This is a genomic window from Falsiruegeria sp. JB4-1 (assembly GCF_055693495.1).
The window spans coordinates 4,009,911-4,023,638 of record NZ_JBVFTZ010000001.1 but is presented as its reverse complement, the minus strand read 5'-3'; the positions used below and the strand labels follow the sequence as shown (position 1 = coordinate 4,023,638).

At 57.6% G+C, this 13,728-nt stretch carries 10 protein-coding genes and 4 pseudogenes; 7 read left to right on the top strand and 7 right to left on the bottom strand.

What is annotated here, in order from left to right; all coding sequences use genetic code 11:
* Positions 1 to 15: 15 nt before the first annotated feature.
* Complete coding sequence (mutY, locus tag ACZ1HE_RS20500; protein WP_472623805.1) at positions 16 to 1,047, bottom strand: A/G-specific adenine glycosylase; 1,032 nt, start codon at positions 1,045 to 1,047, stop codon at positions 16 to 18.
* Positions 1,048 to 1,152: 105 nt separating this feature from the next.
* On the opposite strand from mutY, the pseudogene ACZ1HE_RS20495 reads away from it, so the two are divergent.
* The 3 genes and pseudogenes from ACZ1HE_RS20495 to ACZ1HE_RS20485 all read left to right on the top strand — a co-directional run.
* Positions 1,153 to 1,665 (top strand): annotated as a pseudogene (locus tag ACZ1HE_RS20495) (DUF721 domain-containing protein); the annotation flags it as partial.
* Between the two features lie 6 nt (positions 1,666 to 1,671).
* Positions 1,672 to 2,337, top strand: coding sequence for a DsbA family protein (locus ACZ1HE_RS20490; protein ID WP_472624579.1), 666 nt, complete (start codon positions 1,672 to 1,674; stop codon positions 2,335 to 2,337).
* A pseudogene (locus ACZ1HE_RS20485) lies at positions 2,337 to 3,448 on the top strand (CaiB/BaiF CoA transferase family protein). Before ACZ1HE_RS20490 ends, ACZ1HE_RS20485 begins: the two are co-directional and overlap by 1 nt.
* 193 nt (positions 3,449 to 3,641) lie before the next feature.
* On the opposite strand, the gene lpxK reads toward ACZ1HE_RS20485, so the two are convergent.
* From lpxK to ACZ1HE_RS20460, 5 genes and pseudogenes are all read right to left on the bottom strand, one after another.
* Entirely contained in the window at positions 3,642 to 4,640 is a 999-nt protein-coding gene (lpxK, locus tag ACZ1HE_RS20480) for a tetraacyldisaccharide 4'-kinase (RefSeq protein WP_472623803.1), read from the bottom strand.
* Position 4,641: 1 nt separating this feature from the next.
* Entirely contained in the window at positions 4,642 to 5,856 is a 1,215-nt protein-coding gene (locus ACZ1HE_RS20475; protein WP_472623801.1) for a 3-deoxy-D-manno-octulosonic acid transferase, read from the bottom strand.
* A gap of 149 nt (positions 5,857 to 6,005) precedes the next feature.
* Positions 6,006 to 6,813: pseudogene (locus ACZ1HE_RS20470) on the bottom strand (3'(2'),5'-bisphosphate nucleotidase CysQ).
* Complete coding sequence (locus ACZ1HE_RS20465; protein WP_472623800.1) at positions 6,800 to 8,146, bottom strand: TldD/PmbA family protein; 1,347 nt, start codon at positions 8,144 to 8,146, stop codon at positions 6,800 to 6,802. The pseudogene ACZ1HE_RS20470 and the gene ACZ1HE_RS20465 overlap by 14 nt, the downstream one beginning before the upstream one ends.
* A gap of 123 nt (positions 8,147 to 8,269) precedes the next feature.
* A complete protein-coding gene (locus ACZ1HE_RS20460; RefSeq protein WP_472623798.1) occupies positions 8,270 to 9,796 on the bottom strand; it encodes a DUF2125 domain-containing protein in 1,527 nt (508 codons plus the stop codon).
* Positions 9,797 to 9,930: 134 nt separating this feature from the next.
* On the opposite strand from ACZ1HE_RS20460, the gene ACZ1HE_RS20455 reads away from it, so the two are divergent.
* From ACZ1HE_RS20455 to ACZ1HE_RS20445, 3 genes are read left to right on the top strand one after another with little or no spacing between them, the layout of a single operon-like run.
* Positions 9,931 to 10,680 carry an SDR family oxidoreductase gene (locus ACZ1HE_RS20455; protein ID WP_472623796.1) on the top strand — a complete coding sequence of 250 codons (750 nt, stop codon included), beginning with the start codon at positions 9,931 to 9,933 and terminating at the stop codon, positions 10,678 to 10,680.
* The gene (locus ACZ1HE_RS20450; RefSeq protein WP_472623794.1) at positions 10,677 to 11,285 is read left to right on the top strand and encodes an enoyl-CoA hydratase/isomerase family protein; all 609 of its coding nucleotides are present in this window, start codon (positions 10,677 to 10,679) and stop codon (positions 11,283 to 11,285) included. Before ACZ1HE_RS20455 ends, ACZ1HE_RS20450 begins: the two co-directional genes overlap by 4 nt.
* A complete protein-coding gene (locus tag ACZ1HE_RS20445) occupies positions 11,282 to 11,989 on the top strand; it encodes a VOC family protein (protein WP_472623792.1) in 708 nt (235 codons plus the stop codon). Before ACZ1HE_RS20450 ends, ACZ1HE_RS20445 begins: the two co-directional genes overlap by 4 nt.
* A 3-nt stretch (positions 11,990 to 11,992) precedes the next feature.
* Here ACZ1HE_RS20445 and ACZ1HE_RS20440 read toward each other — a convergent pair.
* Positions 11,993 to 12,279 (bottom strand): annotated as a pseudogene (locus tag ACZ1HE_RS20440) (HNH endonuclease).
* A gap of 89 nt (positions 12,280 to 12,368) precedes the next feature.
* Here ACZ1HE_RS20440 and ACZ1HE_RS20435 point away from each other — a divergent pair.
* Positions 12,369 to 13,691 (top strand): mechanosensitive ion channel family protein, encoded by a 1,323-nt coding sequence (locus ACZ1HE_RS20435; protein WP_472623790.1) that lies wholly within the window; start codon positions 12,369 to 12,371, stop codon positions 13,689 to 13,691.
* Positions 13,692 to 13,728 lie beyond the last annotated feature (37 nt).

Here is a 13,728-nt window from a genome sequence, read left to right as displayed (position 1 = left end):
TTTGACCACAAATGGCTAATGGTCACGCCACAGATCGTATGCTTTGCGCATCACAGTCGGCAGGTCCGAAGGGCGGAAGTCGTGTTTGGCGACAATGCGCAGACCTGTGGGTGGGGCTGTATCGGGCATTGGCGCAGTCAACACCCGCAGATGCAAATGGAAATGGGTGAAGGTATGGCGCACCTCAGCCCCGATGTCCTTCCAATCCGCCTCAAACGGCGGTTTGGGTGCAGGATCTTCGGACCAATCAGACCCGGGCCAGCCCAGCATGCCGCCCAACAGTCCCTTGTCTGGACGCCGCTCCATCAGCCAACCACCGTCGCCATCGCGGGCGACGTAAGCATAGCCAAAGCGGGTTGGTTTGGGCTTCTTAGGGGCTTTCTTTGGCAGCTCAGCGGCGGTGCCCGCCAGACGCCCTTGGCAGTTGGTCATCAGTGGGCAGATCCCACAGGCAGGGGATTTGGGCGTGCATACCGTCGCGCCCAGATCCATCACCGCCTGGGCGTGATCACCGGGGCGTCGCATCGGCGTATGCATTTCGGCCAGATCGCGCAGCGCCGACTTTGAACCGGGCAGAGGGTCGTGAATGTCGTGGAACCGCGCCATAACCCGTTCGACATTGCCATCCAGTACGGTCTCCGGCCGGTCGAAGGCAATTGAGGCGATGGCGGCAGCAGTGTAGGGGCCAATACCGGGAAGGGTCAGCAGCTCATCATGGGTGTCGGGGAAGACGCCGTCATGGGCTTTGGTCACTTGGCGAGCGCATTTCAGCAGGTTGCGGGCGCGGGCGTAATAGCCCAGACCGGCCCATTCTCCCATCACATCCTCGTCCCGCGCCGCGGCCAAATCCTGTACCGTGGACCAGCGAGAGGTGAAGCGATGAAAGTAATCTTTGACCGCAGCTACGGTGGTTTGCTGCAGCATGATCTCGGACAGCCACACGCGGTAGGGGTCAGGAACAACGCCAGTGCGCCGATCAGTCGGAGAGACCCGCCACGGCAATTCGCGCGCATGCACATCGTACCACGCCAACAGTGCGTTGCTCACAATCTTGTGTTCATGCTTTTGCAAACAATTTTCCCCTGCTCTTCGGGTTTCACTGGCACCTGTTCCGGTGCTGTCTACAATAGCGTCAACAGAGTCGGAAACCAGATGAAGACCAGACGAACGACAACATACGGGTTCAAGCGCACGGGAACAGTGCTCAGCGACCAGATCCGGCGTGCCGGGGAAAGCCGTGGGTTTGCCGTATCGCGGGTGCTGACCCATTGGGCCGAGATCGTCGGACAGGACATCGCCGCCATCGCGCGGCCTGTAAACGTGGGCTATGGGCGCAACGGGTTCGGCGCGACGCTGACGGTGCTGACCACCGGTCCGCAGGCGCCGATGCTGGAAATGCAAAAGGAGCGGCTTCGGGAAAAGGTGAACGCGGCCTATGGCTATAACGCGATCAGCCGGATTCGCATCACGCAGACCGCGCCCACCGGATTTGCCGAGGGGCAGGCCAGTTTCGGGCACAAACCGAAACAAGCAAAACCCAAGATCAACCCCGAAGTCGTGACCGCCGCGCGCGATGCGGCCGATGGGGTGGAAAGTGACGAATTGCGAACGGCTCTTGAACGTCTGGGCCGCAACATCCTATCTAAGAAAAACACTGAGAAAGGGCGAGGTATGACCCGTTTTGGAACCCTCTTTTGTGCTGCCGTGGCGATTGCCGCGGGCGGGTATTGGCTGAGCCAGCCGCAAAGCAATCTGCCGAGTAATCCGCTCGTCGGCGCGGCCTATGCGCAAGAGACGGAGGTTGACACATCCACTATCGTCGAGATGGTTCAGGGTGCCGAAGACGCGCCGGTCGAAATCATCGAATACGCCTCTTACACGTGTCCGCATTGTGCCGCGTTTCACGAGGGACCGTACAAGGAACTCAAGAAAGATTTCATCGACACCGGCAAGGTAAAGTTCATCTACCGCGAAGTGTATTTTGACCGTTACGGTCTGTGGGCCTCGATGATCGCACGCTGTGCAGGGCCCGAGAAATTCTTTGGCATCAGCGATCTGATTTACGCAGGACAGTCCGATTGGGCACGCGCCGGTGGCCCGTCGGAAATCGTTGAGGAACTGCGCAAAATCGGTCGCTTAGCCGGATTGGACAATGACACGCTTGAGGCCTGCTTGCAGGACGCGGGCAAGGCCCAGACACTGGTGACCTGGTACCAGGAAAACGCCGAAAAAGACGGCATCGAAAGCACGCCCAGCTTCATTGTCAACGGCAAGAAGGTCTCGAACCAGTCCTATGCCGATTTTAAAGCCCTGATCGAAGCTGAGCTGGGCAGCTGATGACAGCACCGCTGGCGGGCCTGAAGGTCATCGAACTGGCGCGTATTTTGGCAGCCACCGGGCCGGTCAAACGCTGTCTGATCTTGGGGCTGAAGTTGTTAAGGTAGAATCCCCGGCGGGCGATGACACCCGCGCCTGGGGGCCGCCATTTGTCACTCGAGACGATGACGAGTCGGCGGCTTATTTTCATTCGACGAACCGAGGCAAGGCCTCGGTTACGGTAGATTTCTCAAGCCCTGCAGGTCAGACGCAGGTGCGCGAATTGGTTCGCGACGCCGATATTTTGATCGAAAACTTCAAAGTTGGCGGCTTGGCAAAATACGGGTTGGACTATGACAGCCTCAAAGAGATCAATCCGCGCCTGATTTACTGCTCGATCACCGGATTCGGGCAGGACGGTCCTTATGCGCATCGTGCAGGTTATGACTTCATCATCCAAGGCATGTCCGGGTTGATGTCGATCACCGGGGAACCGGATGGTCAGCCACAGAAATCCGGTGTCGCCATCACAGACATCTTCACGGGTATTTACGCAGTGTCGGGAATTCTTGCGGCGCTTCATCAACGTGAACAGACTGGACGTGGTCAGCACGTGGATATGGCGCTGCTGGATGTGGCTGTGGCCGTAACGGCCAATCAGGCGCTGAACTATTTGACCACGGGCAAGGCGCCCGAACGGATGGGCAACGCCCACGTCAACCTGACGCCTTATCAGGTGTTTGATTGCGCGGATGGACACATCATCATCGCCACAGGAAATGACCGGCAATATCAACGGCTGTGCAAAATCCTGAATCTTGACGAAATGGCCGAAGCGCCTGAATTTCTACGCAATAAGGATCGCATCGCAAACCGCCGTGTAATGATTGCGCGCCTGAACGGTGCGACTGCGCAGCGAAGCAAGGCGGATCTGTTGATTGCATGCGAAGCGCAAGGCGTACCAGCCGGGCCAATCAATACGTTGGACGAGGTTATGGCAGATCCGCAGATTGTGGCGCGGGGTATGCAGATCGAGCTGGACGGCGTGCCGGGTGTCCGCGCACCGTTTCGATTTTCAGACGCTGAATTGGCGTTGCATCGTCCGGCACCAAAGCTCGGCGAGGACAATTAAACAACTGTTGTTCGGCAGCGCTCCTGCGCCGAAGGGTCCTGACTGCGTCAGCACTGCGAACGGCCTTGGGCCGGGCGCCGCGCTGCGCGCAGCGTGATCCCGCAGAGTGTACCGACGACCGGTGAAAGTGTTTCGCAATTGAACACCACAGCCGTTGATTGCCTCGGACAAAGATATTTTTGCACTGACTGCGTCAGGAAACCGGTGCAGCCTTTAGCATCAAGGTAATCAGGCGTTCGCTTTCACTCACCTGCAAGCGAACAGGTAACGTGATTACTTTACTCCGAAAGGAGGGAGGTAGGCGCACCGCATCCTTTTCTGTTGTTACCATCTGGGCGCCAAGCAGTTTGGCTTCGTTTTCAAGTCGTGACATCAACGCTGTTGTCAGTGGTTGATGATCGTCCAGAGCCTCGGAACGTAGCAGATTGGCGCCTTGATCTCGAAGAGTGCGAAAGAACTTCTTTGGGTTGGCGATCCCTGCAAATGCCAGAACCGGCGTTCCATCCCAATCCATTCCTGTCTGCAGCGCTCTGACCTCACCCGTCGTTTGCGGCACCGTGACTGATTTTCCCCATGTACTCGTGAACTCCGCCTGTGCCTCGGTGTTTCCGAGGGTCAACACCACATCCGCCCGTGAAAGCCCCACATCAACAGGTTCGCGAAGTGGTCCGGCGGGTAGGCACAGACCGTTGCCGAACCCTTGGGTTGCATCGACCACGACAATCGACAGGTCCTTGTGAACACTTGGGTTTTGAAACCCATCATCCAACACAATCACAGTTGCCCCAAAGTCTGCGGCAGCCTTGGCCCCTTCCGCCCGGTCTTTTGCAACCCAAACTTCGGCAAATGCGGCAAGCAGCAGAGGTTCGTCACCCACCGCGTCCGACTTGTGGAGCCCGGGTTCAACGCGAACCGGACCTTCCAAAGACCCCCCATACCCACGGGTCACCACATGAGGCTCGTGGCCTGCATTGCGAAGTTGTTCGAGAACCCAGATGACCGTGGGGGTCTTGCCCGTGCCTCCTGCATTCAAATTGCCTACACAAATTACAGGAACGCCGGGGGTGAACGAGTTACCCGTCGAAAGCCGACGAGCTGTCGCCCTCGCATAAATTGCCCCAAGTGGCTGCAAAAGCCGGGCGCGCCAATCTATCTGGGCTGGAGACGTATACCAGAACTCGGGTGGTTTCATATTATGTCTCTCGCTCGTCCAACTTGTCTTGTATCAAATCAAGCAGCTGATCAGTTAAATGGGCGCCTTCGGTTACAACCTGCCATCCTGCCAAGGCCATGGCCGCGGCGTGGTCCGGCGCCAAGAGTTGAACGATGCCACTCCCGAGGTCTTCGGCTGTTCGAACCGCGCGTGCCGCACCAGCGGAAGCCAGCCGTGCGTAGGTATCGATGTGTTTGTGAACGTTGGCCCCATATAGAACGGCCGAACCAAGCGCCACGGCCGTAAGGGGATCTCGGCCCCCGGCTCCTGGCTCCAGCGAGCTACCCATAAACGTCAAAGGAGCAATACGGTACCAGAGTTCGAGGTCTTCGATCTCGGTGCTGAGAACAACTTGGGTTGTATCTTCTATGTCGTCTCCGGCGTCCCAGTCAGCACAACGCAGATCCATTGCTGTCAGACGCGCTTTCAGGGGTTCGGCTTCGGTAGGATTTGCTACATGCAGGACGAGCAGCAGACGGTGGAGGAACCGCAATGCATGCCTGTGTGCAATCAAAATTGAAATGAACTCGTCATCCTGCGACCACGCTGACAGCCAAACCGGGCGCCCTGCCAAGATTGTTGTTGTTTCGGTCAATTCATCCTCTGGCCAAGGACGGGGATTGGGGCTGACTTGCAACGTTGCCGAAACCGATACTTTTGAAGAACTCACCCCCGACCTGCGCACATAACGGGCAGAGGCTTCACTGTCGGCCAGAATGCTTTCGAAACAATCCAATGTCGTTCTATGCAGGTCGGGAAACCACCGATGCTTGCGCAATTGCATTTCAGCTTCTGATGCCCCCAGTAGGATCATGGGGATTTTTTGTTCCGATGCCTGGCTGATCAGGTTCGGTTGCAGTCCGCCTCCGGTCCAGATGCAGATATCCGGGTGCCAATGGGTCAGAAACTCTCTAGCAGCGCCCGGATGATCCAAAGGCAATGGGACCGCTTCCGCCTGTTGTTGAGGCCATCGACGCAGCTCATTTTTGGGCGGTCGGGTAAACAAAAGGCCCAGCTCGGGTCGAATGGCAATAAGCCGTTGACCCAGATCACGAAGCGCCGCCAATCGTTCAGGTGTAGTGGCGTGAAACCAAACGAGGGGACCGTCCGGACGAGGTGGTGGCGTGGCGTCGTGCGATTGTTGCCCCCGCCAGGACAAAGCACGATAAGCAGTCAGACTGAGAGACCGCGCCATATGTCACGCTGTCCTTTCAGCATCGGTGAAGGTCAGGGCGTAGATGCACCACCGCGGGCCATGATCCATTGCTCCGGTCCTTATTTTTGAACGGTCGGTTGGGATCGCAAACTACGGGTTTCGATCATCAGGTCAACTGCTTCCAAGGTCTATACGGATCCGGGGATGCCATCGCTAGCCGGATCGAGGGCTGCGCTGATCAGATCATGCAGGTTCCGCCCACCCGCGACGACTCCGGCCAATTTGGGTTTTGGATTGTTGAACTTGAGCGGCGCGCCAAAGCGATCTGTACAGATGCCTCCGGCCTCGCGGATGATCAGATCGCCGACCGCAATGTCCCATTCCCAGCTTGGGCGCAACGTCAGCATGCCGTTGAACCGCCCTTGGGCGACCAATGCCATTCGATAGGCCAATGAGGGGCGATAGGCGCGACCAAAGTCAGGTACGTTACCGTCACGCCAGTGTGCGCTGTTCAAATTGGGTTTGGCCGCCAGAACTTCGGCCTGCACTAAACTTGGGCTGTCGGAAACAGATATTGGCTCACCGTTGAGCGTTGCACCTTTTCCGGTTGCGGCAGCAAACAGCAGGTCTCGTTGTGGTAGGTAGACAACCGCCGCTGTCGCAATACCGTCCTGACACACTGCCAGGGAGTGCGCCCATGTTCGTGAGCCTTGAGCAAAACTGCGCGTGCCGTCGATCGGGTCGATAACAAAAACGCGGGATCGATCAAGACGTTCGGGGTTGTCTTCGGTCTCTTCTGACAACCAGCCATAATCGGGACGCGCGGCAGGAAGTGTTGCCTCGAGCATCTCGTTGACCGCCAAATCCGCTTCAGTCACAGGGCTAGGCGCCATCAGGCTTTTCCCAACGCTTGGCCTCTTTTCCAGAAAAACGCGTGGCGATCTTGCCGGCTTCTCGAGCGGCAGCGATCAAAAGCGAAAGATCAGTTCCCGGCAAGCGTCATCCCTTCGATCAGAAGTGACGGCACGACGCGCGAAAGATATGTACGCGCGTCATTTGCCGGAATGATCCGCATTAGCATGTCGCGCAGGTTACCCGCGATGGTGCATTCGTTGACGGGGTGGGTGATCTCGCCGTTCTCGACCCAGAACCCCGATGCGCCACGAGAATAGTCGCCGGTGTTGGGGTTGATGGTCGTGCCGATCATCGACGTCACCAACAGGCCGGTTCCCATGTCTCGCAGCAGATCTTCACGGCTGCAATCTCCTTGGGTCAACGCAAGGTTCCAATTGCTGGGTGATGGTGGAGAGGACACACCGCGCGCCGCGTTTGCTGTGGACGTCATATTCAACTTACGCGCACTGGCCAGATCCAAAGTCCAACCTGTCAGTACCCCATTTTCGACAACCGAGCGGCGCCGTGTGAGCAAACCTTCGGCATCAAAGGGACGCGAGCCAGGTACACGGGCGCGGTGGGGGTCTTCGATGATGGACAGATGTTCAGGTAATACCTGCTCACCCATCGAATCCTTCAGCCAGGATGACCCGCGTGCAATGGCTGCGCCGTTGCTGGCGGCCATCAAATGTCCGATTAGAGAGGATGAAATCCGTTCATCGAACAAAACGGGATAGGTGCCCGTTTCCGGCTTGCGTGCGCCCATGAGTTGCACGGCTCGTTCGCCAGCAGAGCGTCCTATTTCGTCGGGGCTGCGCAGGTCGGCCTGAAAACAACGGCTGTCACCGTCATAGTCACGTTCCATCCCGGTACCGCTGCCTGAGATGGCTACGCAGGACACCGATCGACCGGTGCGTGTATACCCACCGGAAAAGCCATTGGTGGCGGCCAGATGGACCCGATGTTCACCGTATCCTGCACTGGCATCAGATACCTGCGAAACACCGTCAACGGCCAATGCAGCGGCTTCGGCTGCAAGCGCGTCCTTTTTCAGAGCTTCGGGTGCTGGTTCGGGGGTCGGATCAAAGAGTTCCAGCGCGTCATAGTTCCAGTTTAGCGCCAATTGTTCGGGCTCGGCCAAGCCTGTATAGGGGTCTTCCGGGGCCTCTTTGGCCATTGCCACTGCGCGCTCGGCCATGGCCTGCATCGTTTCGGGGCGGGCGTCGGAACCAGAAACGATAGCTTGCTGCTGGCCAAGGAACACGCGAAGTCCCACATCACTCCCCTCTGACCGCTCTGCGGTTTCAAGGGTGCCGTTGCGCACGTCAACGGAGACCGAAGTGCCCTGGATCACGATGGCATCTGCCGCGTCTGCGCCAGCCTTTCGGGCGGCATCAATCAGGGCGTGGCTCAGCTCTTCGGGGGTGTGGGACATCCGGTTTCTCTTTTGATATTGGCTGCCCTTTGGACCTAGCCCTGCGCGTGGTGCGCTGCAAGTCCTGCGGGCCAAAGAAAAGGGCTGCGCTATCGCAGCCCTGATCGTGGTTTTGGGGACGGATTATTTTATCCGTTGACCATTTGCGATGATGTGACCCTGCTTGTTGAATTCGATCGTCGATTTCAACGAGTCCGGCGTGTCGCCGGGAACCGCCAGCAAACCCATCATCATGCGCGCGCCCATGGCGTCACTGTCCGAAACAAACCCCATGGCGATCAGTTTGTCGAGCAACGCGTTTGCACCGCTCAATTCGAGATTTGCAACGCCAGATGGGGTGGGCATCCCGTCAAAAGCTTCGAGGTTGGAGTTATCAAATTCAAAGTCACCCGTTGCGCCCAGCTTGGCGCCAACCATCGATACGACAAGTTCGTTGATCTTGAGGGTGTTCAGCTCACCTGGAGCAGCGCCGGTATTTTCGAGTGTTTCAGCGACAACAGGATCCAGAAAATCGACCAAAACCTTAGCCGTGCCTGTGGCATCAAGAACGACTGTCGCCGGGTCACGTGGCAGGGCGCCAGCGGGATCAAACATGCCCCAGATCATGTCGGACATGGTGAAGTCGGTCATGTTCAGTCCAAATGAAAATGGTTGCGGTGCATCGCCTGCCTGAATGGGCATATCGAGCTTGAACCCGGACTTGGCCATTTTCACGTCAATGGGAAAAGGCAAATCCTGCACTGTCATAGACATCTCAGCGCCACTTTGGCTCAGATCGTACAGGATGCGGGTGCTGTTCATGCCAAACCGGAAATCGCCACCCGACGATTTGCTGCTCATTGCAAAGGATTCACCGTCGCCAGTCCCCTGCATGGAACCGTTGCCGGATTTATAGGTGAAGGCTCCGTCGAACTTGAACCCGGAGTTTAGGAAGGCGCTGTAGTCCGACGCATCAATCTGAGACGGGATCGAGCCGACACCAGAATAGGAAACATCAGCAACCTTTCCTGCGAAATTGCCTGCGTCATCAGAGTCGGGGTCGTCAAACTTGACGTCATAGGTGATGGTGCCAGCGGTCATATTCTGCGTGATGTCACGCATCTCGCCGATTTTCATTTGCGACGAACCGGCAAGGGCTTCCATGACAAGGCTGACACCTAATTCATCCTGCGGAATACTTTCGCCATCGGCTTCAATAGAGGCCAGCGTCAAGTCTGCTTTGTCTGCTGAATACGTGTAGGTCATGTCATCAGCCGAGCCAGACACAACCATCGCCATATTGGAAATGGCGTAGTCCAGCACGACCTTGACGGGACCTTCCCCTTCCGAGGTGATATTCAGGGTCAAAGGAAATTGGTCAGGCATTCCGACGGCAACCGTTCCATCGCCGTTTTCTGCAAAGGTGACCGTGGGCATAACCATTACAAAACTGGTTTCGGCATCGGGGATCGCCATCGACATGGTCAAGTCCGATATCGTGGTGACATTGCCAGATGTGCTTTCATCACCCGAGATGGAATAGCCCATTCCCCCCATGTAGGCTTGCCAATCTGCCCAGACGTCTTGGGCGGTCAAATCCGCCCAGGCACCTTGGGTTGCAACGGCATAAGCGAAAGCCGCGCCGCACGAGCGGCGAAAGAAAACAGACATAAGTGAACCCTTCTGTATCAATTTGCCGACATGGTCTGTCGTTGCGTAGCAGTCGTCAAGAGGGCAAGGGCTAGACGCTTTCCTCTGCGCTCGGTACGACTTAGCTCGAACATGGCAGAAAAAGGGGCAGGAACGTGGAAATGCAGGGCAAAACGGTTTTGATCACGGGCGCCAGTCGGGGAATAGGTGCTGAAACCGGGCGGGTTTTTGCCGCCGCTGGGGCCAATGTCGTCCTTGTCGCGCGCAGCAACGCCCAAATTTCGGCATTGGCTCAGGAAATTGGTAACAAGGCCTTGGCAATTTCGTGTGACGTCAGCGACTACGGTGCGGTCAGCGGGGCTATTCAAACAGCAGTCGACCACTTTGGCGGGCTTGATGTTTTGGTTGGCAACGCAGGTGTGATCGAACCTATTGCGCGTTTGGCAGACAGCGACCCATCGGGTTGGGGGCAAGCCATCGATATCAATCTCAAGGGCGTCTTCTACGGAATGCACGCGGCCTTGAAAGTCATGAAGAAGGGTGGCGGCGGCACCATCATCACCATCAGTTCGGGCGCTGCGCATGGCCCGGTCGAGGCATGGAGCCATTATTGCTCGTCCAAGGCAGGAGCCGCGATGCTGACTGCTTGCCTGGACAAGGAAGAGCGCGAGAACGGTATTCGCGCAATGGGCCTGTCGCCGGGTACCGTCGCAACCCAGATGCAGCGCGAGATCAAAGCCAGCGGCATCAACCCGGTCAGTCAGTTGGATTGGGAGGTTCATGTTCCTGCCGATTGGCCAGCTCGCGCGCTGTTGTGGATGTGTTCGTCGGATGCGGATGAATACGTGGGCACCGAAATCTCGCTGCGCGACGAAGGCATCCGGGCACGGGTTGGCCTGACATGATCGAACTGGAAAAAGATGGCGGGCTGTGGATCGCGACCATCAACCGCCCAGACAAGGCCAACTCTCTAACCGAGGCGATGCTCGAAGAGCTGGTTCAGATCGCCATGGACGCGACTGCGGCCAAGGCGCTGATCCTGACCGGTCGGGGCAAGGTGTTCAGCGCCGGAGCCGATCTGGATGAGGCACGTGCCGGTCTTGCGACCTCGGACGTGTGGGAGCGGTTATCAGGCGCAATCGCGGCGCTGCCTTGTCTGACAATAGCAGCCCTGAATGGCACACTGGCTGGCGGGGCAAATGGCATGGCATTGGCCTGTGATTTGCGGATCGCGGTGCCGGGCGCCAAGTTCTTTTATCCAGTTATGAAACTGGGTTTTCTGCCGCAAGCTTCTGATCCGATACGTATGAAGGCTCTGATCGGTCCTGCGCGGACCAAGATGATCCTAATGGCTGGGCAAAAGATCACGGCCGACGAGGCTTATGCCTATGGTCTGGTTGATCGTGTGGTGGAGCCGGACGCGCTCATGTCGACAGCGCGCGATTTGACAGATGATGTTGTCGCGGCCAAGTCTGAAATTGCTACTGGCATTGCCGAGCTGTGCCAATGAGTTTGAACGCTTTGCGCCTGCGTGTCGCCAACCCCGAGGGTTTGGCGACGTTTTACCGTGATATCTTAGGAATGCAGGCGTGCGCCGAAGGGGACGCGTGGCGGCTTGGTTACGATGGCGAAGACGCCGATTTGCTGCTGGTGCCGGGCGGCGGGGGCTACACTCATGACCGGGGGCACAGGTATTGGAAGATCGGGATCACCTTGCCTAATGTCGATCTGGCCGTTGAGCATCTGCGTGCCAACGGGGTTGAGGTTTCGGGCCCGCGCCAGTTTCTGGATATCGGCTACATGGCGCATCTGTCCGACCCCGAAGGGTTCGTGATCGAGTTGCTGCAACATGATTTTGAAGGCAACCGACTTAACGGAGCTGGCGACGCCGAAGCCCCGTTTGCGCTGGGGTGCATCGGTCAAATCACGCTCAGAACCGGCGACATTGAGGCCGAGGATCAGCGATGCCGCGATCTGGGCATGCGTCTGTTGTCCGTGCAGGACGTCGAGCCTCATGGCTTTGATCTGCATTTTTATGCTTTCACCGATGAACAGCCGCCAAACACGGATTTGTGGGCAGTCGAAAATCGCGAGTGGCTGTGGAAACGCCCTTATACCACGTTGGAGTTTCAGCATGTCGCTGAAGCCGCTTTTGTGCCAGTACCTGATGTTCTTGGGATCGAGATCGGCGATCAAACTGATCCGTACCGGTAACGGTTACTTTCGCCCACGACGCTTTCCCGGCACTTTGGATCGAAAGTCGGGGGGCGTTTGCTCACCCACCTTAGAAACTTCTCCAGCCTCGGATGCGCCCGCAGCGCATCGACTGTAGCATAGGATCGTGCCAACTCCGCCTCGGTCAACGTGGCGTGGACTTCTTTGTGACAGATCTGATGCAATAGCACGGTTGGGCCGCCCTTGCCGCCTTTGAGCTTGGGGATCAAATGGTGCAGGCTGCCGTTGTCTTTGGGGATCGGACGACCACACAAAGGGCACACGGGCATATCTGCGGGGAAGCTGTCAGGGTTTTTTTCCTTGTTCGGCATCGGTAAGAGGATGCACCACTTTGCAAAAGGATCAACCGGGGGCACATATGGAATTTGGATCCGATCTGCAAAATCAGGCTTTGGAGCAAGCACAGAGGCTATGGGACATCGCCCTTGGCTGGCTGGTCAGCCCGGCGGCCTGGTCGCAGTTTGCGCTGTTGGTGGTGGCCTATCTGTTGGCTTTGGTCGTGGCGCGTAAACTGCGTACGCCCTTGGCGCGGCTTTTGACCCCGCCCGAAGACAGCGACAACCCGGTGGCCAAGGCGCGGCGGTTCATCCTGATCCTTGTGCCGCTACTTCTACCGCTGATGGCATATGCGTTTACCGGCATCGGCGAAAGCGTAACGCGATCTCTGTTCGGATCCGGCGCCGTGATTGCGTTCGGCAAACGCGTGTTCCTGTTTTTGGCGGTGCGCATATTGGTGCGCGAGATCATCACCGATCCGATGATGAAGCTGCTGGGGCGTTACATCCTGATCCCGGTGGCTGCGCTTTATGCGCTTGGACTGCTGGAACCGGCGATGACCAAGCTGGATGAGACGATTGTGCCGCTTGGCAATCTGTCGTTCTCGCTGCTCTTTGCGCTACGGTTCATTGTTGTAGGCGGCGCGATCTTCTGGATGGGGCGTTGGTCCAACGATCAATCGGCGCAGTTTTTGAAGAAGCAAGACGATATGCGTCCTGCCATGCGGGAACTGACCGCCAAGGCCATTGAAATCGGCATCTTTGGTGTCGCCTTCCTGCTGGTGATGAACATCATGGGCATCAATCTGACCTCGCTTGCGGTTCTGGGGGGCGCGATCGGTGTGGGTCTGGGCTTTGGTCTGCAAAAGATCGCATCGAACTTTATCTCCGGCCTGATCCTGCTGCTCGAAGGGCAGGCGACGGTTGGCGATTATGTCGAACTAGACGGGGGCGAGGCCGGAACCATCGTCAAAATGGGCGCACGTGCTGCGATTCTGGAGACGTTCGACGGGCGTTGGATTGTTGTCCCGAACGAGGATTTCATCACCACGCGCGTCGTCAACTTCTCAGACAGCGGATCAGCTAACCGGTATGAGGCGCCGTTTTCAGTCAGTTATGACACCGATATCAACACCGTTCCTGACATCATCGAAGCGGCAGTGGCCAAGCATCCTCGCGTGCTGTCCGAACCATTCCCGCCCGATTGCGAGCTGCGTGGGTTTGGGGACAGCGGCGTTGATTTTGCCGTGGAGTTTTGGATTGAGGGGATCGACGACGGGGCCAACAAGTTCTCGTCCGACGTGTTGTTCTTGATCTGGAACGCGCTCAAGGAACACGAGATTACGATCCCCTATCCGCATCGGGTGGTTGAGCTCTCGGGAAGCATCGAGACCCGGTCGAGGTGAAGCGCGCGGTTGTCATAGGGGCAGGGCCTGCGGGGCT

Coding starts and splice junctions, on each gene's coding strand:
- ACZ1HE_RS20475 (WP_472623801.1), bottom strand. CDS start 5,856: ATGGCGCGGTCTCTCAGTCTGACTGCTTATCGTGCTTTGTCCTGGCGG.
- ACZ1HE_RS20445 (WP_472623792.1), top strand. CDS start 11,282: ATGAGTTTGAACGCTTTGCGCCTGCGTGTCGCCAACCCCGAGGGTTTG.
- ACZ1HE_RS20460 (WP_472623798.1), bottom strand. CDS start 9,796: ATGTCTGTTTTCTTTCGCCGCTCGTGCGGCGCGGCTTTCGCTTATGCC.
- ACZ1HE_RS20465 (WP_472623800.1), bottom strand. CDS start 8,146: ATGTCCCACACCCCCGAAGAGCTGAGCCACGCCCTGATTGATGCCGCC.
- lpxK (WP_472623803.1), bottom strand. CDS start 4,640: ATGAAACCACCCGAGTTCTGGTATACGTCTCCAGCCCAGATAGATTGG.
- ACZ1HE_RS20435 (WP_472623790.1), top strand. CDS start 12,369: ATGGAATTTGGATCCGATCTGCAAAATCAGGCTTTGGAGCAAGCACAG.
- ACZ1HE_RS20450 (WP_472623794.1), top strand. CDS start 10,677: ATGATCGAACTGGAAAAAGATGGCGGGCTGTGGATCGCGACCATCAAC.
- ACZ1HE_RS20490 (WP_472624579.1), top strand. CDS start 1,672: ATGACCCGTTTTGGAACCCTCTTTTGTGCTGCCGTGGCGATTGCCGCG.